Genomic DNA, 22,596 nt, shown 5'->3' with positions numbered 1-22,596 from the left:
TTAACGCACCTTCAATGTAGCTAACGCAATCAATACCAGCATCAGTGTAATGATCCAGAAACGGACAATAACCCGTGGTTCTGGCCAACCTTTTAATTCGTAGTGGTGGTGAATCGGTGCCATACGGAAAATACGTTGTCCGCGTAGCTTAAACGAACCAACTTGTAAAATAACCGATACTGTTTCCATCACGAACACACCGCCCATGATCACCAATAGAAACTCTTGGCGAACTAACACCGCAATAGTACCTAATGCGCCGCCTAATGCTAATGAGCCTACATCGCCCATAAACACTTGAGCTGGGTAAGTGTTAAACCATAAGAAACCTAAACCAGCACCAACAATAGCAGTACAAAGAATAACTAACTCACCCGCATTACTTAAATAAGGAATATGTAAGTATTCTGCGTAGTTGTAGTTACCGGTTGCCCATGCAATAAAGGCAAAGCCCGCCGCAACCATCACGGTTGGCATAATAGCTAAGCCATCAAGACCATCGGTTAAGTTAACCGCGTTACTGGTACCAACAATGACAAAATACGTCAGAACAATGTAAGACAGACCCAATTGTGGCATCACATCTTTAAAGAAAGGCACCACTAATTGGGTTGCAGCGGTATCTTTACCGTAAGCATAAAGCACAAAAGCCACCACAAGTGCGATGGCTGATTGCCAAAAATATTTCCAACGCGCAATTAAGCCATCGGTATTTTTACGCACAACTTTGCGGTAATCATCAACAAAACCAATTGCGCCATAACCCAACATCACAGCCAATACAGCCCATACGTAAGGGTTACTAAGATCACACCACAATAATACGGTTAACGTAATTGCAGCTAAAATCATCAGTCCGCCCATGGTTGGCGTACCGCGTTTACTAAAATGCGATTCAGGGCCATCATTACGTACAATCTGACCGATTTGCAGCATCTGCAAACGTGCGATCATGCGTGGACCTAACCATAACGAAAATAATAACGCCGTTAAAATACTCATGATGGCGCGGAACGTCAGGTATTCAAACAGACGGAAAAAGGGGATTGAGGACTGAAAGTGGTCAGCTAACCAGTAAATCATTATTTATCTTCCTGCAATGCAATAATAACATCTTCCATTCGAGAGCTACGCGCGCCTTTGGCAAGCACAGTCACTTGAGGAGTATGGGATTGGCTAATTTGTTGGTGTAATTGTTGTTTAAGTTCGTCGATCAATGCGGCTTTATCACTAAAGTGCTGACCGTTATTCAGTTCACTGACCACAGCACTGGCACGACCAAAAGTCATCACGCCATCAAACTGTTTATCACGTGCATATTCACCCACTTCACGGTGTAAGCTTTCGCTTTCTTCACCAAGTTCGGCCATATCACCCAAAATAAAGTAACGCTTACCGCTGAAACTGTGCAGCACATCAATCGCCGCTTTCACAGAAGCAACACTGGCATTATAAGTATCATCAATTAACCGTAACCCAGACGGCAGCGTGGTGATAGCTAAGCGACCTTTAACATTAACAACGCGCTCTAATCCTTGCTTTACATCAGCAAGCGTCGCACCTAATGCCATAGTCAATGCGGCGGCTGCCAGTGCATTGCTAACATTGTGAGTGCCCGCTAACGTTAAACTAATATCAATCGCGCCCATTGGGGTTTGCATTGTAAAACAAGCCAACCCCTGAGAGTTAATGTTTATATTCGCGGCAAAATAATCAGCATTGGCTTGTGTCGCCGAGAAGTTACTTACACTGTGGTTTGCCAGTGATGGTTGCCACATTGTGAGCTGATTAGAATCAAGGTTAATAACCGCCTGCCCTTGTGCCGTCAATCCTTCAAAAATCTCACCTTTCGCTTTAGCAACACCTTCTAATGAGCCAAACCCTTCAAGATGCGCTGCCGCAAGGTTATTGATCAATGCCACGTCAGGTTTAACTAAAGCGGTGGTATAAGCAATTTCACCTAAATGATTAGCACCAAGCTCAATCACGGCATAATTATCCGCAGCTGTTAAACGTAATAATGTTAACGGCACGCCAATATCATTGTTAAAATTACCGGCAGTAGCCAGCACTTGTCCTTTAGTGGCTAAAATTGCCGCCGCCATTTCTTTAACGGTGGTTTTACCACAACTGCCTGTTAGCGCCAGTGTTTTTAAACCGTGTTCAGCGGTCATTTTAGCTTTAAGCCATGCCCCTAATTGGCCAAGTGCTTGATGGGTATCAGCAACAACCAATTGTGGAATATCGACAGCTAACGGTTTACTGACCAATAATGCTTTCGCCCCATTATCAACGGCATTTTGACAAAAATCATGAGCATCAAAACGCTCGCCAATTAAGGCAATAAAAAGGGTATTATTATCAATGGTACGAGTATCTGTTGATACTGCTGCAATCTCAGCATCCGCGCCAATAAGTTCAGCATTGAGTACTGACTGTAAATGACTTAGTTGAACCTTTATCATGCCTGTTCTCTAAATAATGCGGCCACAGTTTCGCGGTCTGAATAGTGGATCGTGCGATCAGCTAAAATTTGGTAATCTTCATGGCCTTTTCCAGCCACTAAAATAATATCATTTGCTGCTGCCTGTTGAATTGCATAAGCACATGCTTGAGCCCGATCATGAATCACTGTTGCCGTCGCCGCAGCAGTTAATCCGGCTTGCATATCCAACATGATTTGCTGTGGATCTTCACTACGAGGATTATCATCAACAAGAATAATATGATCGGCATATTGTTCTGCAATCGCGGCCATCATTGGGCGCTTACCGGTATCACGATCACCACCACAACCAAATAAACACCACAGTTTGCCTTCACAATGCACCCGTAAAGCTTGCAGGGCTTTTTCTAGTGCGTCTGGCGTATGGGCATAATCAACCACCATCATCGCTTTATCGCCAAGCGGTGATTGAAACACTTCCATTCGCCCAATAACCGCTTGTAAACGCGGAGCTACGGCTAATAATTCAGGCAATGAATGGCCACTAACTAACAATGTCGCCAATGCTAATAATAAATTGGTCGCATTAAATGAGCCGACTAATGGCGCAGTAAATGTGCCGTTACCCCAGCTAGACTCAAAGCTAATGGTGACACCTTTAGTGCTAAAATCGACTGCGGTTGCCCATAACTTTGATCCACCATGGAATGCCACAGCTTCAGCATTCATCGCAACTGCAACCGCTTGAGGTAAATCTGCAAGCCATTGTTGACCGACTACATCGTCAGCATTGATAACCGCAACACCACTGTCATGTTCGGTAAATAAACTTTTTTTCGCCGCCGCGTAATGTGCCATATCACCATGATAATCAAGATGATCTCGACTAAGATTGGTAAAGATACTCGCCACAAAATGTAATGCACTAACTCGACCTTGCACTAAGCCATGTGACGACACTTCCATCGCTGCAAAATTAGCGCCTTGTGCGACCAATTCAGCTAATGTCTGCTGAATTTCAATCGCACTACCCGTAGTATTGGCTGCTGGGCGTAGATCCGTTAACAAACCATTGCCTGTCGTACCCATCACACCAGCGCGATAACCAACTAAGTCAGCCCATTGTGCTAATAATTGGCTAATGGTGGTTTTACCGTTAGTGCCGGTTACTGCATACAACTTAAGCTTGTTATTCGGTTCAGCATAAAAGCGCCCAGCAATGGCTGATAACTTATGACCAAGATTATGCAAATAGATAATAATGATCCCATTGTTAAATAGGATCTCACCGTCAGTGGCAACATCATCCGCTTCTGCAATAATCGCGCTCGCACCAGCGGCAATCGCGTTATCTATAAAGCGACGGCCATCAACGGTATGACCATTAACCGCAGCAAATAAGCACCCAGTGGTAACTTGGCGGCTATCTAATGTCATTGCGGTTAATGCCAACTGTAAATATTCAGCTGGCACCTTATTGGCTGTTAGCCAAGGCGCTAATACCGCGCCTAATTGTACTTCCTGTTTAACCAATGCCATGACTCACACTCATTTATCTATTTTTAGCGTATCCGCATCTGGCGGCACGTTTAGAATTTGTAATGCACCACCAAGTACTTTTGATAAAATTGGCGCAGCAACCGCACCGCCATAGAATTTATCGCCTTTAGGTTCATTAACCATCACTACAATCGCTAACCGTGGATGACTAATAGGTGCCACGCCAACGGTATAAGAGAAGTAATCATTACCATAGCCACCAGCAATCGCTTTTTTCGCAGTACCGGTTTTAACACCAACACGGTAACCAGGAATGGCCGCTCGCCAACCACCACCACCACCCGCTTTATCAGTCACAGATTCAATCATTAACAGAATTTTCTTAGCGATTTTAGGATCAAGCACTTGCTCTCCCGGCACCACTTTTTCTGTTTTTAGAATCGATAACGGGCGTTTAATACCATAAGCACCGAGCGTGGTGTAAGCATGCAGTAATTGAATTGGTGTTAATGAAATACCGTAACCATACGCTAAAGTGGCACGACCAATGTCAGACCAACGATAACGATTCGGGAAGTGGCCCGTTGTTTCACCAATCAAGTTAATCCCTGACGGCTCATCAAAACCAACTTTACGGTACGTATCAAGAATATCTTCGACAGGCATCGCTAGCGAGAGTTTACTCACACCGATATTACTCGATTTTTGTAAAATACGCTGGACGGTCGCTAGTGGTTCAATGCGTGATACGTCAGTGATCACTTTGCTGCCAACACGGAAATGCTTACTTTGCGGAATCTTAATTAGCGTATGTTCGTTCACAACCCCATTTTTAAGGGCGGTATATACCACAAATGGCTTCACCGTTGAGCCGGGCTCAAAAGTATCAGTGATCACGCGGTTACGCATTTTATACGGCTGACGATCATTGCGATCATTAGGGTTAAATGACGGCGCATTGACCATCGCTAGAATCTCACCAGTACGCACATCTGAAATCGCAATACTGACTGAAGTGGCTGGAATATCCATTACCCCTTCTTTTGCAGCACGGTAAGCGATCGCTTGAATACGCTGATCAATACTTAGCTCAAGCGGTTTACCCGGTTGACGACTTTGTTGGGAGATATTTTCGACAACACGGCCATAGCGATCTTTACGCACAGTACGGCGACCCGGTTCACCCGTTAGCCAACCATCATAGGTTTTTTCGATACCATCAAGTCCATGACCATCAATACCTGTAAAACCAATTAATTGTGCACTCACTTCACCTGATGGGTAAAAACGACGTGATTCTGCTTTTAGACCAATACCCGGCAATTTCAGTTTTTTAACGTAATTTGCCATCGGCGGGCTAACTTGACGAGCAAGATAGATAAAACGACGGGTCTTATTTTTTTCTAAGCGGCGTAATAATTTTGCGCGGTCAAGGTCGAGTACATCGGCCAGCGCGTTCCAACGGTTGGTTTCACTTAAACCACCATGTTTAAATATTTCGACGGGATTGGCAAAGACGGCTTGTACGGGCACACTAACGGCAAGTTGCTCACCGTTACGATCTGAAATAATACCGCGTGCAGAAGGCATTAATTGTACTCGTAATGAACGTGCATCACCCTCTTGAATCAGACGGCCAGGTTCTAATACCTGAATGTAAGCAGCACGTGCAATTAAGCCAAAGAAACCTAATAGAATAAAGCCACAGACGACGATAAAGCGCCATTTTAGAAATGGCGTACTCTTAGGACTAACCTGCGTCTTTTTATTTGAACGGTTAAATAATTTCATCTTTTAATGTATAACAATTTCATTATCGACAGATGGACGTTGCATTTTGAGCTCAGTTTCAGCTAATCGTTCAATGCGACTGTGTTCTGCAAGTGAGTTTTCTTCAAGTATTTGATTTCGCCATTCAACATCATAGGTTTCACGTTGCATTAATAGCTTTTCTTGCTGCGCAATTAATTGACGTGACTCATGAGTAATGTAGACAACAGACAAGGCAGAAATGAGGATAGTGAAGGCTAGAATCAGCGGTACCAACCCGACCGTGACGAGGTCTCGTCCGATCAGGCTAGCCAGATTCATTGAAGATTCTGTTGTTTTCATAGACGCTCGGCCAAACGTAGCACTGAACTACGAGCGCGCGTGTTATAACCAAGTTCATTTTGTGATGGTTTAATCGCTTTACCGATAGGTTTCATATCCGCACAACCCAGTGCTTTAATTTGATCTTCGGTTAATGGTAAGCCAGCAGGAACATCTGGACCTTTGCTTTGCTTACGAATAAAGCGTTTTACCATGCGATCTTCCAATGAATGGAAACTGATCACGGATAAACGACCACCCGATGCAAGAGTATGCATTGCACCATGTAAAGCGGTGTCAATTTCTTCTAATTCACTGTTAATGTAAATTCGAATCGCTTGGAAACTGCGGGTTGCAGGATGCTTATGTTTGTCTCTAAATGGTGATACTTCAGCAATCAGACTCGCTAATTCACGCGTACGTGTTAACGGCTCTTTATCTGGGTTTTCACGATAATCAACAATACCGCGGGCAATACGTTTAGCGAAACGTTCTTCACCAAACTCTTTTAATACCCATGCAATATCATCAGCATCCGCTTCTGCTAGCCATTCAGCCGCAGACATACCTGATGTTGGATCCATACGCATATCCAGTGGGCCGTCACGCATGAAGCTAAAACCACGTTCAGCATCATCAAGTTGCGGTGACGAAACACCTAAATCAAGTAATACACCGTCAACACGACCAATCAGATCACGTTCTTGCATGTATTTTTCCATACCCGAAAATGGACCATGGATAATTTCAAAACGTGGATCATCAATTTTTTGCGCTTCTGCAATCGCTTGAGGATCGCGATCAATACCGTACAGGCGACCGTTCTCACCTAGTTTTGAAAGAATTAAACGGCTATGACCGCCGCGACCGAAAGTACCATCGATATAGATACCGTCGGGTTTAATCGCTAACCCGTCTACTGATTCATTAAGTAAAACGGAAACGTGCTCAAATTGCTCAGACATAAATATAATTTCAGCTAAAGTGAAAGCTCACTAAGGCGCGGGGAACATTCCGGCGCATCCTCAGCCTGAAGGTCGATATCATGTTCAATTTGCTGTTGCCATAAAGGCGCAGACCAGATTTCAAATTTATTTAACTGGCCAACGACCACTATTTTATTCGCTAACTGAGCATATTGTCTTAACGTCGGTGGAATTAATATCCTTCCCTGCGCATCCAGTTCACATTCGCTAGCATGGCCAAGCAACAATCGTTGTAAGCGGCGCTCTGCGGGGTGAAGGCTAGATAGACGTACTAATTTAGCTTCAATTCGTTCCCATTCATCGATGGGATATAGCAACAAGCAACAAAACTGGTGATCGATAGTACAAACAAAGTGTCCCTGACATTGTTCAATTAATGCAGCCCGGTAACGCTTCGGCATTGCCCAGCGACCTTTGTCATCAATAACAATGTTAGTGGCACCTCTTAACATTTGGGGATCTCGGTTAAATTACACGATAAAAAGAGTACGTTAATCACTCACTTTAGCAGAATAACAACAAAGATAATAAGACAACACCACTTTTCCCCACAAATTCCCACACAAAGTGTACGTATGAGACAAAAACGATGTCAAGCAATTGGCAGTAATTCAGACACACTTCTAACAGTGGTCGAGTAAACCTGATTGCGAAATGTAATTTTGGCGGAAAAAAAACGAAAAAAAGGTGGTGCTTGTAATCAAACACCACCTTCTCTAAATGTAGGGAGTCGGTCGATAAGCCGGGTTTTGTTCCGCTTTCGCGGCGGCAATCATTCGTCTAGGTCTGCAATCGCTCACAGACTCAAGCAACCTACCCGTCCCCAACGCGGGCCGCGCCATTAGGGACCTATTTGGTCTTGCTCCGGGTGGAGTTTACCCTGCCACAAACTATTACTAGCCGCGCGGTGCGCTCTTACCGCACCCTTTCACCCTTACCTGTGCACCATTGCAAGCAATGGGCCATCGGCGGTTTGCTCTCTGCTGCACTTGTCGTGGGCTTGCGCCCCCCAGACGTTATCTGGCACCCTGCCCTGTGGAGCCCGGACTTTCCTCCCCTCCATTGATTTCCCGAAGGTTACCAACGAAGCAGCGATTACCTGACCAACTCCGCGGCGAATTGTATAAGACAACGCTCACAGTTACCAGTGAAAAAATCACCAAAATTACAGCTTGAACAAAAAACCAACGGCTGATTTTTAATTCGTAGATAAAAACCACGCTATATCACACAGTAAGTAAACTGCCGCCTGCAAATATCCGCTTATTCTAGATTTTCAAGGCCCCACTTATACAATGCATTTTTCTTCCCGCCATGAATTTCAGCCGCCAAAGCTGCTGCTTTTTTAAGAGGCAACTCTTTTGCAAGCAAGGTCAGTGTACGTAAAACCTCAACTGATAATTCGTCTTTCTGAGCGCGATGCCCTGCAACTAAGACCACCATCTCACCACGAACACGATTACTGTCTTCTGCAATCCAATCGATCAACTCGCCAAGAGGCGCGCCATGGATAGTTTCATAAGTTTTTGTTAACTCACGCGCTAATACTACTTGGCGATCAGGGCCAAGCACGGCTAACATATCACTTAGGGAATCATTAATACGATGTGGCGATTCATAAAAGATCAATGTTCGCGCATCATCAGCTAATGCTTGAAAACAATCGCGGCGACCTTTACTTTTCGGAGGAAGAAAACCTTCAAAGCTAAAACGGTCAGAAGGTAAACCAGAACCACTCAAGGCTGTAATTACAGCACATGGACCAGGTAATGGCACAACTTTAACACCCGCATGACGACAGCGATTAACAAGATGATACCCTGGATCACTGATCAGCGGCGTACCAGCATCGGACACAAGCGCAATGCTAGTACCTGCCTGAAGTTTCTCAATCAAAAAGTCAGCTTTTTGCTGTTCATTATGATCGTGAAGCGCAAAGGTGCGGGTCGAGATAGAGAAATGGGACAACAATCGCGATGTATGACGTGTATCTTCAGCAGCAATTAAATCTACGTTTGCTAATACGTCTAATGCGCGCTGCGTTATATCAGCAAGATTACCGATAGGTGTTGGTACGATGTACAAAGTTGCGACATCTACCATGCCTGAATTGCTCTCACTCATTTGTCTAAGATCTCATCTGCAATTAATATCAAGAGTAATTTGTCACAGTTGAATAAATTCAATGCCCAATTTTACCCATAAGCGTAAAAGTGTATCACGACTGATGGCGCCTGTAGCCCTTGCTGTTGCTTTAGCAGGGTGTAGCACGCCAAACCTGTACAATAATCAGGTGCCATTAACGGATATCACTGCGGTAGCCGCTCAAAGCTCAGCCGCCTATTTAAGTAAAGCCAATACCAGTGATGGCGCAGAGCGTACTAACTGGGAGATCATGGCCGTTAAAGCAATGATCCTCGAAAATAAATGGCAACAAGCCGATCAATGGATTGCTAAATTATCACAGCAATCTATGAGCCCAACTCAAATTGCGGAATGGCAACTCGCGCGTGCAATGGTACGTGAGCACCAAGGGCAACCACAAGCGGCACTGAACAGTTTAAACTTTCAGCCATCGTGGTCACTAACCAAGAGCCAGTATCAACGTTATTACATGCTACGCGCTAACTTATTGGAACAATTGAATCATCCGTTCCAAGCCGCACGCGAGCGTACAAAACTTGATTTCTATTTAGATCACTCACAAAAAGCCGCTAACTGGCAGCAAGTTTGGCATGACCTATCAGGTTATACCAATGCTCAATTAGGCAGTGTTAAGCTAACGGATAACGACAGTGTGCTCAAAGGTTGGGTTGAACTCGCGATGTTGAAAAACAGTGCGACATTGCCACCAATGCAACTGAAACAAGCCATCGAACAATGGTTATATCGTCATCCTAGCCATCCAGCAAACCAATATTTACCGGCCGATTTAAAAGCGTTAATCGAAATGAAAGCCGTTAAGCTGGATAATATTGCTTTGTTATTGCCACTTTCAGGCCGTTTTGCCGCACAAGGTAAAGCGGTTCGCGATGGTTTTATCAATGCTATGATGGATGATAAAAGTCGTGATACAAATAATGAGCTCAATATTTATGATACTGAAGCTCAATCAATACCTACTATCATGGCACAACTACAACAAAACGGTACTCAGTTTGTTGTAGGGCCATTACGCAAAAATGTTATTACTGCATTCCAGCAAGATAATACTAGCCATATCAACATGCTAGCATTAAACATGCCACCACAAATCAGTAATAATAAGCCTAATGCTTGTTATTTTGCGCTATCGCCAGAACAAGAAGCCCAACAAGCGGCTGAACGTATTTATGCTCAAGGTCACCGTAACCCTACTGTATTAGTACCTTCCAATAGCTATGGTCAACGCGTTGCACAAGCATTTAGCCAACAATGGGCTCAGCTTGATGGTCAACCAGCGTTAACGGTTAGCTTTGGTAATCAGGCGCAAATACCACAACAAATAAGAAGTGCTTTTGGTCGTGGTGCAGGCAGTCATGCTGATGCAATCTATATGGTCGCAAGCCGCAATGAATTGATGATGCTAAAACCGTTCATTGAAGCTGCTATGCCGCCAACGGGTGATCCAGCACAGATCTATGCGAGCTCACGCAGTAACCCAGACAGCCATAACACTAACCGTGAATTACGCGGTATTGAAATTAGCGACATTCCATTACTGATCAATCCACATTCAGCTTATATGGAACGCTTTAATCAATTGTGGCCAAATCAAGGCAACACCAGTATCCGTTTACATGCCTTTGGTATGGATGCTTACGCAATCGCCAAGCAATTACCTGAGATGCGTGCTAATCACCATCACAGTATTCAAGGTGAAACAGGACAACTGGCGGTAAATAACCAATGTGTTGTGCAACGACAAATTGATTGGGGTAAATTCAGTAGTGAAGGCATTACTCCACTATCAACCACTCAAATGCCAGCAGCCACTATCTCTGATATGCCAGATAGCATAGACCTGATCAGTGGTGATACGCCTGCCCAGTAAGCGTCAGATTGGCCAAGCCTATGAACTAATGGCGGAACAATATTTGTGCCGCCATCATCTGACCCCTATCGCTCGAAATTTTAGCTGTCGTAGCGGTGAGATTGATTTAATCATGCAACAAGGTAAGTGTTTGGTGTTTATTGAAGTAAAATACCGAACGCAATCTCATTATGGTTCTGCAGTTGAAGCGGTTAATTGGCATAAACAACAAAAGCTCAAACGAGCGGCTTTTTTTTGGATGCACAAAAATGGCTTCTCAATTGAGCATTGTCAATTTCGTTTTGATGTCATTGCCATCCAAGGTCACCACCACCATATTGAGTGGTTTACTAATATATTAGTTGAAGGTTAGTCATGCTAGATAGCATTCGAGAAAGTTTTACCGAAAGTATTCAAACCCAAATTGCAGCAGCGGAAGCTTTACCTGATGCGATTTCAAAAGCCGCTCAAGTGATGGTTCAAAGCTTATTAAATGGCAATAAGATTTTAAGTTGTGGTAATGGTGGCTCTGCAGCCAATGCTCAACAACTCGCATCATGCTTAATCAACCGTTTTGAAATTGAACGTCCAAGCCTGCCTGCCCTTGCATTAACCGCAGATACTACCGTTTTAACGGCCATTGCTAACGATTATCACCACGATGAAGTTTTTTCAAAACAAGTTCGTGCGTTAGGCCAAGCGGGAGATATTTTATTAGTGCTATCAACCAGTGGTAACAGTAAAAATATCATCAAAGCCATGGAAGCGGCACTCGCACGAGATATGAACATCATCGCCTTAACAGGTAAAGATGGCGGTGAAATGGCGGGATTATTAGGCGTGCAAGATGTTGAAATTCGTATTCCATCCCAACGCACGGTGCGGATTCAAGAAGGTCACTTATTAACGATTCATTGTTTATGCGATTTGATTGATCAAGTTTTATTTCCACATAACGAAGGCTAATCAATGAAGTGGTTATTGACGTTACTCGTTATATCTAGTCTATCGCTATCAGGATGTTCGGTTTTTTCAACCAATGATCCGCGAAATAACACTCAACATTGGCAAGATCAAAAAATAGACATGGATATTGCTGGTATTGCTCATACTCGTGAATACACCAAGCAATTGAGCATAGATAGCGTAGCCTTAAATGGCACGGTATTGGTGGTTGGTCAAGCGACATCACAGCCGCTTAAACAAGCCTTTATCAATCAAGTACGCCATATTCCTGATGTTGATCGTGTTTATGATCAAATCCAAGTACGTCCCTTGTTAACAATGGCAAACATCAGTGAAGATGCTTGGCTAACCACTAAAGTAAAGTCGCAACTGATTGCTAGTAAGCAACTAACCAATGTAGTTATCAAGGTGATCACGGAAAATAAACGGGTATTTTTATTAGGTTATGTCGCTCCAGAACAAGCCACAATAGCAACCAATGTTGCGCGTAATGTCTCAGGGGTTGAACATGTTATTACCCTGTTTGAAAAACCGTTAACGCACTAATCCCCTTGTTGATTATCAAGCGAAAAAAAACGCAGCCACTGGCTGCGTTTTTTGTTGTAGCTGATTGCCAATATTATTTGACAACACGTAAGCTTGGACGACCACGTGGACGTGGTGGCTCATCATCAGGTTCATCACCTTCAGCCGCTTCAGTAACGACTGCAAATGGTGACACTGAAGGAGCAACAACATCATCACTGCTCTCGTCTTCTAACGCTTGCTCATCATCATAGATAGCAGTATCAGTATCATATGCTGCTTCTGGCTCGAACATAGTTCCTGCACCGTTTTCACGCGCATAAATAGCCAACACAGCATACATAGGTACGATAACTGAGTGTGGACGACCACTGAAACGCGCACTAAAGCTTACCGCTTCATTGCTCAGTTCTAAGTTGCCCACCGCCATTGGAGCGATGTTAAGGATGATTTGACCATCACTCACAAACTCCATTGGCACCTTAACCCCAGGTAAAGTCGCATCAACGACTAAATGTGGCGTTAGGTCATTATCAACCAACCAATCATAAAACGCGCGCAACAAATAAGGGCGGCGCGGCGTCATATTTTCGATATCCATAATTACTGGCCAGCTAAACGCATTTCACGTTCAGCTTCAGTTAAAGAAGCAAGGAATGAATCACGTTCAAATACGCGCGTCATGTATGCTTTCACTTCTTTAGCACCAGTACCACTTAGCTCAATACCCATTTCAGGTAAACGCCATAGTAGTGGAGCAAGGTAGCAATCAACTAAGCTAAATTCATCACTCATAAAGAATGGGTATTCAGCAAATACAGGTGCTAACGCTAATAACTCTTCACGTAATTGCTTACGTGCTTTATCGGCTTCATCAGCAGTACCTGAGTTAATCTTATTCGCTAGTGAGTACCAGTTACGTTCAACACGGTACATCATTAAACGACTATTACCACGGGCAACAGGATAAACAGGCATTAGAGGTGGGTGAGGGAAACGCTCATCCAAGTACTCCATGATAATGTTAGCTTGGTATAGCGCTAATTCGCGATCAACCAATGTTGGAACTGAACTGTATGGGTTCAGTTCTAACAGATCTTCCGGCAGGCTCATTGGATCAACCAGCTCAATTTCAACACTAACGCCTTTTTCAGCTAGTACGATACGCACCTGATGGCTGTAGATGTCTGAAGCATCAGAATACAGAGTCATCACAGAGCGTTTATTGGCAGCAACAGCCATCAACCCCTCCAGTATATTTAATACACAAAAAGCAATGGAGGCTTGAGCCCCCATTGCGAGATTCTTAACCCACTAGATTACCTTATCAGTGGACATCACGCCAATATTCTTTCTTCAACAACACAGTTAATACTAAGAATATAACAATAAATCCCATCACCCACAGCCCTAATCGCTGTCGTTCCAACTTCATTGGCTCAGCGGAATAATCTAAAAAATTCACCAAATCACGTACCGCAGTATCGTATTGTTGTGAATTTAAGCGGCCACTGCCATCGGTTTCAATGCCCATCAAAACTTGAGTTGGACTGCCATCGATCATTTGAGTTTCATAGATTCTACGCGGTACCCCTTGTAATTCTTCTAATACATGGGGCATTCCAACACTAGGAAAAAGGCTATTATTCACTCCAAACGGACGCTCAGGATCAGCATAAAATGAATGTAAATAAGTATATAACCAATCAGTTCCTCGCACCCTTGCCACCATAGTCAAATCAGGTGTAGGCGCACCAAAAGAAGCTGCAGCGTATTGTTTTGACATTGCATTTGTCATTAAATCGCCAATTTTTGCATTCGGGTTAAACATTAAATTTTGCTGCATAAGATCCAAAGGGATCCCTAAATCTGTAGCAACCCTTTCATAACGTTGATATTGAGTCGAATGACAACCTGCACAATAATTGATAAACAATTGCGCACCACGTTGTAAAGACGCTTGATCGGTTAAATCATTATTTGCAGCTTGTAAATTGGCGCTTCCACCACCAGCAATAGCACTGGTCGACAGCCACAGCAGTAATGCTACAATCCATTGTTTCATTTGAAGTTCACCCTCTTCGGTAGCGGTTGAGTCGCTTCATTTTTACTGTAGAAAAACAACACAATAAAAAACATAAAATAGGTAAAACTAAACATCTGCGCTAATACTGTAAATAATGGAGTAACAGGCAACGCCCCTAAAATGCCCAACGCAATAAAACTCACCGTAAACTGAGCCAAATTAATCAAATGCCATTTACTGCGATAACGGAACGAGCGCACTCGACAACGATCAAACCATGGTAACAAGAACAGAAAGATGATCGCAGCCCCCATCGCTGCAACCCCAAGTAGCTTATCAGGCACAGCGCGTAAAATGGCATAAAACGGAGTGAAGTACCAAACAGGAGCAATATGCTCAGGCGTTTTCATCGGGTTAGCCGCTTCAAAATTTGGCGCTTCTAAAAAATAGCCGCCCATTTCAGGTGCAAAAAAGATCACATAACTAAAGAACAGTGCAAATATAGCGACGCCAATCAAATCTTTTACCGTCCCATACGGATGAAAGGGGATCGAATCAATAATATCGTATTTTTTAGTATAGTCTTCATGAAACGTAAACTGGGTCTGATAATCATCGCCTTGGCTACCTTTCGGTAACTTAGTATCAATGCCATCAGGATTATTTGAGCCTACCTCATGCAACGCCAGCACATGTAATACCACCAGCAATAACAACACTAACGGTAATGCAATAACATGCAATGCAAAGAAACGGTTAAGGGTTGCGCCAGAAATAACATAATCACCACGAATCCATAAGGTGAGATCATCGCCGATCACAGGGATCGCACCAAACAAGGAAATGATAACCTGTGCCCCCCAATAAGACATCTGCCCCCACGGTAGCAAATACCCCATAAAAGCTTCAGCCATTAGCACTAAAAAGATCAACATTCCAAACAACCATAATAGCTCGCGTGGTTTTTGATAAGATCCATAAATTAGGCCACGGAACATATGTAAATAGATCACCACAAAAAATGCGGATGCGCCGGTCGAATGCATATAGCGTAATAGCCACCCATACTCAACGTCACGCATGATGTACTCAATGGAGGCAAATGCACCATCGGCTGACGGTACGTAATTCATGGTTAGCCAAATTCCCGTAATAATCTGATTCACCAGTACTAGCATCGCTAAAGAACCAAACACATACCAAAAGTTAAAGTTCTTTGGCATTGGATATTGAGACAAATGCTTACGGTATGCATTGGTTACAGGTAATCGTTTATCGATCCAATCAACTAAGCCCGCCATTATGCCGTCTCCTTATCAAGCCCAATCAAAATGGTGTCATCGTTCAAAAATTGATGTGGCGGCACCACCAAATTAAGTGGAGCTGGAACGCCTGCAAATACTCGCCCTGCCATATCAAAGGTTGAACCATGACATGGACAAAAAAAGCCAGCGGCAATACCACTGACTTGATCACTAAAGCTATTGGGTAAATACGTTGGCGAACACCCAAGATGAGTACAGATACCGACAGCTAAAAATATTTCAGGCTTTAATGAACGATAAGCATTTTGGGCATAATTCGGCTGCTGTGGTTCATCTGAATCGGGATCTCGAAGTTGATTATCATGGGTGGTTAACTGTTGTAAGGCGGCCTTACTGCGGCGCACAATCCACACAGGCTTTCCTCGCCATTCAACACGAATCATTTGTCCATCAACTAATTTACTAATGTTGACTTTAACTGGAGCACCAGCCGCTTTCGCTTTTTCACTGGGGTTCCATGATTTAATAAATGGGATTGCAATTGCAACCGCACCAATACCGCCAACAACCGATGTTGTCGCCGTTAAAAAGCGACGTCTTCCATTATTTATTCGCACATTGCTCATCCATTTTCTCCAATAGCTCCTGCTTGGATTTTTTATTGGTTCTTTTTTTATATCCCTGATATTTAACTTGAGGCCTAACTAAAAAGAATACAGTAACAATTTTGCTACAGTTTTAAATTATCGCCAACATCTAAAGAATAAGTAAAGGTCAACATATTCACAAGTTCAAGCCCTTGTTTAGCAACAAATGTTGGATATAGGGTGTTTTTCGTTATTATGCATGGGTGTTTATAGGAAAACAGCAGGTGCGAGGTGCGAGGTGCGAGGTGCGAGGTGCGAGGTGCGAGGTGCGAGGTGCGAGGTGCGAGGTGCGAGGTGCGAGGTGCGAGGTGCGAGGTGCGAGAATATTCTATTGAAGATAAGAAACAATACTTTCATAGAAAATAATCAAAAAAAAAGCCCAACCCGAGGGCTGAGCTTTTCTGTACACAGTAAACCAGATATAAAATCTGGAAGCGTAATATTAACGCTTAGAGAACTGTGGACGACGACGTGCTTTACGTAGACCAACTTTCTTACGCTCAACGCAACGAGCGTCGCGAGTAACGTAGCCAGCTGCACGTAGAGCAGGACGTAGAGTTTCATCGTATTCCATAAGAGCACGAGTGATACCGTGACGGATAGCACCAGATTGACCAGTGATACCACCACCTTTAACAGTGATGTATAGGTCAAAATTCTCAGTCATACCTACAAGCTCAAGAGGCTGAAGAACTACCATGCGCGCTGTTGGGCGGCTGAAGTACTCTTCGATGCTACGCTTGTTGATTACGATGTTGCCAGTACCCGGTTTGATGAAAACGCGAGCTGCTGAGCTTTTACGGCGACCAGTGCCGTAGTATTGATTCTCTGCCATTGTCATAATTCCCAATTAGATGTCTAGTACTTTAGGCTGTTGTGCAGCATGGTTGTGCTCAGTACCTGCGTAAACTTTAAGCTTACGGAACATAGCACGGCCTAGAGGACCTTTTGGAAGCATGCCTTTAACAGCAGTTTCAATAACCATTTCTGGTTTCTTAGCAATTAGCTTATCAAAGCTGATTGACTTAAGGCCGCCGATGAAGCCAGTGTGGTGGTGGTACATTTTATCTGTACGCTTTGCACCAGTTACTGCTACTTTCTCAGCATTGATAACTACAATGTAGTCACCAGTGTCAACGTGTGGAGTGTACTCCGGCTTGTGCTTGCCACGTAGACGAGAAGCGATTTCAGTTGATAGACGACCTAGAGTTTTACCTTCAGCGTCAACAACATACCAGTCACGTTTTACAGTTTCTGGTTTAGCAACGAAAGTTTTCATGCTAATTAATACCCATTATTTAAATAGTTTCACTTACTAGAACCATCGAATGATGATTCCTCTGTTAAGAGCCCAGTCATCACCCCTTCGAGTGGGTGGCACTCCTGGCTTTCGCCATACAGGTACGGTGGGTCGCAAGATTATAGAGAAGGGTGCGGAAAAAATCACCTTTTTTCCCAAAAAAATTGTTTTTTTTTCATATCGACGCTCATTAATTGCTAATTAGGCCAATAAATCACAATTTAAAGTGTGTTAATTACCCTTTAGATATGACGAATCTTAAAAAAACGAATTTCCCTTTATTCATCGACCAAATGAGGTCGAGCTAAATATTGTTCACTTTGCATTTCAATTAGCCGCGAACAACAGCGTTTAAATTCAAACAGTAATCGTCCGTTAGTATAAAGCTCAGTTAAAGGCACTTCCGCGGAGATAATTAAGGTGACATGGCGTTCATAAAACTCATCCACCATCGCAATAAAGCGCCGAGCGGCATCTTGGTGCTCAGTCATCACGCGAACATCAGCAACTAACACTGTGTGGTACAGCTGAGCGATTTCAATATAATCATTTTGACTGCGCGCCGTTTGGCATAATTGATAAAAACTAAATTGCACGATGCCATTCGCCTCACGTTGAGCCGTGATTGAGCGCTGATTAATAACAATTGTTTTCTCACTATAACGAGGCTCAAAACTTAGCTGTTCAAAATAATCCGCTAAATTTTGATTAGCTTGCGGCCCTAACGGTGAATAATATATTGCCGCTTGCGCCAATGACCGTAAGCGATAATCAATCCCCGCATCAACATTAACCACCTCACAATGTTGCTCAATAAGTGCAATCGCAGGTAAAAATCGTGCACGTTGCAAACCATTTCGATATAACTCATGGGGAGCGATGTTCGACGTTGCGACTAAAGTAATGCCGCGTTGAAATAAGGCTTCAAGTAACGTTGCCAAAATCATCGCATCGGTAATATCACTGACAAAAAATTCATCAAAACAAATAATATCGGTTTGTTGTTTAAAATTATCCGCCACATGATCCAATGGATTCTCAATGCCATCAAGTTGTTGCAGCTGTTGATGAACCCGATACATAAAACGGTGAAAATGAATTCGCATTTTTCGTTGGGTTGGCAAACACTCAAAAAAGGTATCAACTAAATAGGTTTTTCCACGTCCGACTCCACCCCAAAAATACAGCCCTCTAACTGGCACGATATCTGCTTTAGTCTTTGGTGTTAACAATGTTGACGATAGCAATAATGCTTTGGTTGCAGAAGATAATCGTTGCCATCGCGTCGTAATGGGTAATGGTGCAACAGGTTCCAGCAACCGATGATATAAATCATCCAGATGCGTAACGGCATTGGCTTGGGCTGGGTCTGCAAAAAAATCAATACGTTGCAGATCGGCATGGTATTGCGTGAGCGGTGTCAGCGTCGTCATTTGATGAGATCCCTTTTCATCTATTACTGGAATAATCACAGCATACGTCATCACAATATATGATTGAATCAGTATCATGCGTAACTAGCTCAAGGTATAGTAGTAGCGTTATTACGCTCGAACAAACAGCGACTTGACTGAAAAACACGTATTAACACTAAAATCACAAGGAGTTATCATGGTTATGAGTTGGATTATTGCAATTGCTATTTTTATTGCGGGAATCTTTGTTGGTTCCATTATAAGTCGGTTAACAAACAAAAACCAAAATCAGCACTCGTCATTAAAAAAAGATCTCGATAAATCAAAATATGAATTAGAGCAATATCGCCAAGAACTTGTCGACCATTTTGCTCGTAGCGCTGAGTTACTCGACAATGTATCTAAAGATTACGGTAAGCTCTATGAGCACATGGCCAAGACATCAGCGGAGTTGATGCCTAATTTACCGACCCAAGACAATCCATTTGCACAACGAATCACCACCTTAGAGCCAGTGGAAAACGACACCCCCATTGAAGATGAAGTAATGGATCACCAACCGCGTGACTACGCCAATGGTGCAACCGGCTTGTTTAGTGATAAGCCAACCACCATTAAAGATAACGATATGGCGGCATCAGCACAGTCAGCAAAAGCAAGCTAGTCGTCACTTATACGATCAATACTTCGCTTCAAAAGCATAATTTGGGGAACTTAATTCCAGTTAACAAGTCATAATTTAACTTGTTAACTCGGAGTTAAATCATGCGTAAAAAAAACCTTTTCGTTATTAGTGCATTAGCGTTAACTGTTAGTACGCTTATGGCACCACTGACAGCGAATGCTGCTCTTCCTATCACGGTAAGTAATCAATCTGTGCCTAGTCTTGCGCCCATGCTTGAGCAAGTCACACCAGCCGTTGTCAGTATCGCCATAGAAGGTAAACAAGTTTCAAAGCAACATGTACCAGACGCTTATCGTTTTTTCTTCGGCCCTGATTTCCCAACTGAGCAAGTTCAAGAACGTCCTTTTCGAGGGCTAGGATCTGGCGTTATTATTGATGCTAATAAAGGCTATATTGTTACTAATCAACATGTCATCAATAACGCTGATAAAATCATGGTTCAACTATATGATGGCCATGAAGTTACCGCAAAACTGATTGGCAGTGATAAATCATCTGATATTGCTTTACTGCAAATCGACACGCAAAAAAAATTAACCGCAATTAAATTAGCGAATTCCGACAAATTACGTGTGGGTGATTTTGCGATTGCGATTGGTAACCCTTTTGGTCTTGGACAAACAGTGACTTCTGGGATTGTGTCCGCTTTAGGTCGTAGTGGCTTAAACCTTGAAAATATAGAAAACTTTATTCAAACCGATGCTGCAATTAATAGTGGTAACTCTGGCGGCGCACTGATTAATCTCAATGGTGAATTAATCGGTATTAATACAGCGATCCTTGCGCCTGATAAAGGCAACGTCGGTATTGGTTTTGCCATTCCATCCAATATGGTAAATAACCTTACAGCGCAAATCATTAAATTTGGTCAAGTTCGCCGTGGTACCTTGGGTGTACAAGGACGTGAACTAACCGCAGAATTAGCACAAACATTTGGCTATGACACCAATCAAGGTGCCTTTGTAAACCAAGTAATGCCAAATTCTGCCGCCCAAAAAGCAGGCTTAAAAGCAGGCGACATTATTATTGCAGTAAATGGCGATCCTATTCGTTCATTCAGTGAATTACGAGCAAAAGTAGCGACATTGGGCGCGGGTAAAACCCTCACTTTAAAAGCTATGCGTAACGGTAAATTACAACAATTCACGGTCACGTTAAGTGCCAGTGCTGACAACCTTGTTAATGCTGATGATCTTCACTCAAGCTTAAGTGGTGCGCAATTTAGTAACACCACCGTTAATGGTAAAGCGCACGGCGTTGAAGTTACACAATTAACAAAGGGCTCATTGGCTGCGCGTTCAGGGTTATTAAAAGGTGATATTATTATTGGTCTTAACCGCCTTGTTATTAATAATCTGGGTCAATTACGTAAAGCATTGGCGCATCCACCCAAGGTTATCGCACTTGAAATTCAACGCGGCAATAATGTGCTGTATCTTATTATTCGTTAATTTTAACGTATCAATACGCGTGAAGGTCTGATTGTGGGACGAATTTAACAACGGCATCAATGCCAATAGTTGGTCTCACCTAAGAGGGGTGCTATTCTGTTAGCACCTTTTTATTTCTCATTTTATAAGGACTGTTAATGCTAGCATTTCTTGGTCGTTCAATTTTTCTCGGCCTTATCACTGCTATTATTGTTCTGATTGCAGTCCCTGATTTACGTCCGACGACGCCAGTGTCCTTATCATTACCCGATAACAACTCAACCCCGCTTTCTTTTAATTATGCTGTGCGACGAGCGTCACCTGCCGTAGTTAATATTTATAATCGTCGCTATGACAACAGTAATAGCCAAGAACGAGAATTGCGCACCCAAGGCCTTGGCTCCGGTGTCATCATGAGTGATAAAGGCTATATCGTTACTAACTATCATGTTGTGGCACATGCAGATCAAATCATTGTTGCGCTACAAGACGGTCGAGTACTGAATGCACAATTAATTGGCTTAGACCAACTAACGGATCTGGCTGTATTAAAAATCAATGCCGATAACCTACCCGTTATTCCGGTTAATTCACACTATAAAGCTGCTGTTGGTGATGTGGTATTGGCAATTGGTAATCCCTATAATCTTGGTCAAACAACCACCTTTGGTATTATCTCCGCCACGGGCCGTTCTGGCATGAGTTTTTATGGACCACAAGATTTTTTACAAACAGACGCGGCGATAAATAAAGGTAATTCAGGCGGAGCACTGGTTAACACTGACGGCGAGTTAGTGGGCATTAACACCGCTTCTTTTCAGCAAGCTACCGACATTGAAACCTATGGTATTTCATTTGCGATTCCCTACCAGTTAACAATTAAGATCATGCAAAAACTGATTGCTGATGGTCGAGTTATTCGAGGTTGGATTGGCATTCAAGGACGTGAAATCAACCCACTAATGGCGCGACTTTATGATGTAGCGAAAGTGAATGGCATTATTGTTGATGGCATGGATCCAACTGGCCCAGCATCAAAAGCAGGGTTTAAGAAAAATGATATTGTGATTGAGATAGCAGGTAAAGAAGTCACTAATGTGCAAAGTGTGCGTGATATCGTCACGGATATTCGCCCTGGCACCCATATTGAAGTGAAGATTCTACGTAACGGTAAGCCAATGATGATCCCGGTTACGGTTGCCAATCGACCTCCACTAGCGAACCCTCCCAAATAATAACAAATAACAGTCACAAAAAAGCCTCGCACGGTGCGAGGCTTTTTTATTGCTTGAAACCAATATC

Annotated in this window: 23 protein-coding genes and 1 other RNA gene; 7 read left to right on the top strand and 17 right to left on the bottom strand. The window is 43.2% G+C overall.

Annotated features, from left to right (window positions below; genetic code table 11):
- The 9 genes from mraY to rsmI all read right to left on the bottom strand — a co-directional run bounded on the left by mraY (nt 1) and on the right by rsmI (nt 9,147).
- Nucleotides 1-1,083 (bottom strand): phospho-N-acetylmuramoyl-pentapeptide-transferase, encoded by a 1,083-nt coding sequence (gene mraY / locus ACJZU6_RS03545; protein WP_080158316.1) that lies wholly within the window; start codon nt 1,081-1,083, stop codon nt 1-3.
- Entirely contained in the window at nt 1,083-2,465 is a 1,383-nt protein-coding gene (murF, locus tag ACJZU6_RS03540) for a UDP-N-acetylmuramoyl-tripeptide--D-alanyl-D-alanine ligase (RefSeq protein WP_408900650.1), read from the bottom strand. The genes mraY and murF overlap by 1 nt, the downstream gene beginning before the upstream one ends.
- Nucleotides 2,462-3,985: a UDP-N-acetylmuramoyl-L-alanyl-D-glutamate--2,6-diaminopimelate ligase gene (murE, locus tag ACJZU6_RS03535; RefSeq protein WP_408900649.1), complete on the bottom strand. Its 1,524-nt coding sequence runs from the start codon at nt 3,983-3,985 to the stop codon at nt 2,462-2,464. Before murE ends, murF begins: the two co-directional genes overlap by 4 nt.
- Before the next feature lie 9 nt (nt 3,986-3,994).
- Entirely contained in the window at nt 3,995-5,737 is a 1,743-nt protein-coding gene (locus ACJZU6_RS03530) for a penicillin-binding transpeptidase domain-containing protein (protein WP_080158319.1), read from the bottom strand.
- 3 nt (nt 5,738-5,740) lie between these two features.
- Nucleotides 5,741-6,058 carry a cell division protein FtsL gene (gene ftsL / locus ACJZU6_RS03525; protein WP_080158320.1) on the bottom strand — a complete coding sequence of 106 codons (318 nt, stop codon included), beginning with the start codon at nt 6,056-6,058 and terminating at the stop codon, nt 5,741-5,743.
- A complete protein-coding gene (gene rsmH, locus ACJZU6_RS03520; protein ID WP_080158321.1) occupies nt 6,055-7,002 on the bottom strand; it encodes a 16S rRNA (cytosine(1402)-N(4))-methyltransferase RsmH in 948 nt (315 codons plus the stop codon). The genes ftsL and rsmH overlap by 4 nt, the downstream gene beginning before the upstream one ends.
- Nucleotides 7,003-7,016: 14 nt before the next feature.
- Complete coding sequence (gene mraZ, locus ACJZU6_RS03515) at nt 7,017-7,475, bottom strand: division/cell wall cluster transcriptional repressor MraZ (RefSeq protein ID WP_080158322.1); 459 nt, start codon at nt 7,473-7,475, stop codon at nt 7,017-7,019.
- Nucleotides 7,476-7,745: 270 nt separating this feature from the next.
- Nucleotides 7,746-8,134: RNase P RNA component class A (rnpB, locus tag ACJZU6_RS03510), an RNA gene on the bottom strand.
- A 152-nt stretch (nt 8,135-8,286) separates the two neighbouring features.
- Nucleotides 8,287-9,147 (bottom strand): 16S rRNA (cytidine(1402)-2'-O)-methyltransferase, encoded by an 861-nt coding sequence (gene rsmI / locus ACJZU6_RS03505; RefSeq protein WP_080158323.1) that lies wholly within the window; start codon nt 9,145-9,147, stop codon nt 8,287-8,289.
- A 103-nt stretch (nt 9,148-9,250) separates the two neighbouring features.
- On the opposite strand from rsmI, the gene ACJZU6_RS03500 reads away from it, so the two are divergent.
- Genes ACJZU6_RS03500 through ACJZU6_RS03485 form a run of 4 tightly spaced genes read left to right on the top strand, consistent with a single transcriptional unit; the run spans nt 9,251 to nt 12,547 of the window.
- Nucleotides 9,251-11,056, top strand: a complete 1,806-nt coding sequence (locus tag ACJZU6_RS03500; protein ID WP_408900648.1) for a penicillin-binding protein activator — start codon at nt 9,251-9,253, stop codon at nt 11,054-11,056.
- Nucleotides 11,034-11,408, top strand: coding sequence for a YraN family protein (locus tag ACJZU6_RS03495; RefSeq protein ID WP_107276453.1), 375 nt, complete (start codon nt 11,034-11,036; stop codon nt 11,406-11,408). Before ACJZU6_RS03500 ends, ACJZU6_RS03495 begins: the two co-directional genes overlap by 23 nt.
- Nucleotides 11,409-11,410: 2 nt before the next feature.
- Nucleotides 11,411-12,001 (top strand): phosphoheptose isomerase, encoded by a 591-nt coding sequence (locus ACJZU6_RS03490; RefSeq protein WP_080158325.1) that lies wholly within the window; start codon nt 11,411-11,413, stop codon nt 11,999-12,001.
- Between the two features lie 3 nt (nt 12,002-12,004).
- Nucleotides 12,005-12,547 carry a BON domain-containing protein gene (locus ACJZU6_RS03485; protein WP_080158326.1) on the top strand — a complete coding sequence of 181 codons (543 nt, stop codon included), beginning with the start codon at nt 12,005-12,007 and terminating at the stop codon, nt 12,545-12,547.
- A 73-nt stretch (nt 12,548-12,620) separates the two neighbouring features.
- Here ACJZU6_RS03485 and sspB read toward each other — a convergent pair whose 3' ends face one another.
- The 8 genes from sspB to zapE form a co-directional block, all read right to left on the bottom strand.
- Nucleotides 12,621-13,127, bottom strand: coding sequence for a ClpXP protease specificity-enhancing factor (sspB, locus tag ACJZU6_RS03480; RefSeq protein WP_080158327.1), 507 nt, complete (start codon nt 13,125-13,127; stop codon nt 12,621-12,623).
- A gap of 2 nt (nt 13,128-13,129) precedes the next feature.
- Complete coding sequence (sspA, locus tag ACJZU6_RS03475; protein ID WP_080158328.1) at nt 13,130-13,768, bottom strand: stringent starvation protein SspA; 639 nt, start codon at nt 13,766-13,768, stop codon at nt 13,130-13,132.
- 85 nt (nt 13,769-13,853) lie between these two features.
- Nucleotides 13,854-14,591: a cytochrome c1 gene (locus ACJZU6_RS03470; protein ID WP_408900647.1), complete on the bottom strand. Its 738-nt coding sequence runs from the start codon at nt 14,589-14,591 to the stop codon at nt 13,854-13,856.
- On the bottom strand, nt 14,588-15,853 hold the full coding sequence (locus ACJZU6_RS03465) for a cytochrome bc complex cytochrome b subunit (protein WP_080158330.1): 1,266 nt from the start codon (nt 15,851-15,853) through the stop codon (nt 14,588-14,590). Before ACJZU6_RS03465 ends, ACJZU6_RS03470 begins: the two co-directional genes overlap by 4 nt.
- Nucleotides 15,853-16,443, bottom strand: a complete 591-nt coding sequence (petA, locus tag ACJZU6_RS03460) for a ubiquinol-cytochrome c reductase iron-sulfur subunit (protein ID WP_408900646.1) — start codon at nt 16,441-16,443, stop codon at nt 15,853-15,855. Before petA ends, ACJZU6_RS03465 begins: the two co-directional genes overlap by 1 nt.
- Nucleotides 16,444-16,906: 463 nt before the next feature.
- Nucleotides 16,907-17,299 carry a 30S ribosomal protein S9 gene (gene rpsI, locus ACJZU6_RS03455; protein WP_036793177.1) on the bottom strand — a complete coding sequence of 131 codons (393 nt, stop codon included), beginning with the start codon at nt 17,297-17,299 and terminating at the stop codon, nt 16,907-16,909.
- Nucleotides 17,300-17,314: 15 nt separating this feature from the next.
- The gene (gene rplM / locus ACJZU6_RS03450; protein ID WP_060998308.1) at nt 17,315-17,743 is read right to left on the bottom strand and encodes a 50S ribosomal protein L13; all 429 of its coding nucleotides are present in this window, start codon (nt 17,741-17,743) and stop codon (nt 17,315-17,317) included.
- A gap of 299 nt (nt 17,744-18,042) precedes the next feature.
- On the bottom strand, nt 18,043-19,188 hold the full coding sequence (zapE, locus tag ACJZU6_RS03445; protein ID WP_408900912.1) for a cell division protein ZapE: 1,146 nt from the start codon (nt 19,186-19,188) through the stop codon (nt 18,043-18,045).
- Nucleotides 19,189-19,381: 193 nt separating this feature from the next.
- Here zapE and zapG point away from each other — a divergent pair, with 193 nt between their 5' ends.
- The 3 genes from zapG to degS all read left to right on the top strand — a co-directional run bounded on the left by zapG (nt 19,382) and on the right by degS (nt 22,529).
- Entirely contained in the window at nt 19,382-19,843 is a 462-nt protein-coding gene (gene zapG / locus ACJZU6_RS03440; protein ID WP_080158401.1) for a Z-ring associated protein ZapG, read from the top strand.
- Between the two features lie 101 nt (nt 19,844-19,944).
- The gene (locus ACJZU6_RS03435) at nt 19,945-21,315 is read left to right on the top strand and encodes a Do family serine endopeptidase (protein WP_408900645.1); all 1,371 of its coding nucleotides are present in this window, start codon (nt 19,945-19,947) and stop codon (nt 21,313-21,315) included.
- A gap of 137 nt (nt 21,316-21,452) precedes the next feature.
- On the top strand, nt 21,453-22,529 hold the full coding sequence (gene degS / locus ACJZU6_RS03430) for an outer membrane-stress sensor serine endopeptidase DegS (protein ID WP_080158334.1): 1,077 nt from the start codon (nt 21,453-21,455) through the stop codon (nt 22,527-22,529).
- Nucleotides 22,530-22,596 lie beyond the last annotated feature (67 nt).

Source organism: Photobacterium piscicola (genome assembly GCF_046058925.1).
Classification (GTDB): domain Bacteria; phylum Pseudomonadota; class Gammaproteobacteria; order Enterobacterales; family Vibrionaceae; genus Photobacterium; species Photobacterium piscicola.
This window is presented reverse-complemented; position numbering and strand designations above follow the sequence as displayed.

Coding starts and splice junctions, on each gene's coding strand:
- ACJZU6_RS03530 (WP_080158319.1), bottom strand. CDS start 5,737: ATGAAATTATTTAACCGTTCAAATAAAAAGACGCAGGTTAGTCCTAAG.
- rsmI (WP_080158323.1), bottom strand. CDS start 9,147: ATGAGTGAGAGCAATTCAGGCATGGTAGATGTCGCAACTTTGTACATC.
- mraY (WP_080158316.1), bottom strand. CDS start 1,083: ATGATTTACTGGTTAGCTGACCACTTTCAGTCCTCAATCCCCTTTTTC.
- ACJZU6_RS03485 (WP_080158326.1), top strand. CDS start 12,005: ATGAAGTGGTTATTGACGTTACTCGTTATATCTAGTCTATCGCTATCA.
- ACJZU6_RS03465 (WP_080158330.1), bottom strand. CDS start 15,853: ATGGCGGGCTTAGTTGATTGGATCGATAAACGATTACCTGTAACCAAT.
- rplM (WP_060998308.1), bottom strand. CDS start 17,743: ATGAAAACTTTCGTTGCTAAACCAGAAACTGTAAAACGTGACTGGTAT.
- ACJZU6_RS03490 (WP_080158325.1), top strand. CDS start 11,411: ATGCTAGATAGCATTCGAGAAAGTTTTACCGAAAGTATTCAAACCCAA.
- sspA (WP_080158328.1), bottom strand. CDS start 13,768: ATGGCTGTTGCTGCCAATAAACGCTCTGTGATGACTCTGTATTCTGAT.
- degS (WP_080158334.1), top strand. CDS start 21,453: ATGCTAGCATTTCTTGGTCGTTCAATTTTTCTCGGCCTTATCACTGCT.
- zapG (WP_080158401.1), top strand. CDS start 19,382: ATGAGTTGGATTATTGCAATTGCTATTTTTATTGCGGGAATCTTTGTT.
- ACJZU6_RS03470 (WP_408900647.1), bottom strand. CDS start 14,591: ATGAAACAATGGATTGTAGCATTACTGCTGTGGCTGTCGACCAGTGCT.
- ACJZU6_RS03500 (WP_408900648.1), top strand. CDS start 9,251: ATGGCGCCTGTAGCCCTTGCTGTTGCTTTAGCAGGGTGTAGCACGCCA.
- ACJZU6_RS03435 (WP_408900645.1), top strand. CDS start 19,945: ATGCGTAAAAAAAACCTTTTCGTTATTAGTGCATTAGCGTTAACTGTT.
- ftsL (WP_080158320.1), bottom strand. CDS start 6,058: ATGAAAACAACAGAATCTTCAATGAATCTGGCTAGCCTGATCGGACGA.
- rsmH (WP_080158321.1), bottom strand. CDS start 7,002: ATGTCTGAGCAATTTGAGCACGTTTCCGTTTTACTTAATGAATCAGTA.
- petA (WP_408900646.1), bottom strand. CDS start 16,443: ATGAGCAATGTGCGAATAAATAATGGAAGACGTCGCTTTTTAACGGCG.
- sspB (WP_080158327.1), bottom strand. CDS start 13,127: ATGGATATCGAAAATATGACGCCGCGCCGCCCTTATTTGTTGCGCGCG.
- mraZ (WP_080158322.1), bottom strand. CDS start 7,475: ATGTTAAGAGGTGCCACTAACATTGTTATTGATGACAAAGGTCGCTGG.
- murE (WP_408900649.1), bottom strand. CDS start 3,985: ATGGCATTGGTTAAACAGGAAGTACAATTAGGCGCGGTATTAGCGCCT.
- rpsI (WP_036793177.1), bottom strand. CDS start 17,299: ATGGCAGAGAATCAATACTACGGCACTGGTCGCCGTAAAAGCTCAGCA.
- murF (WP_408900650.1), bottom strand. CDS start 2,465: ATGATAAAGGTTCAACTAAGTCATTTACAGTCAGTACTCAATGCTGAA.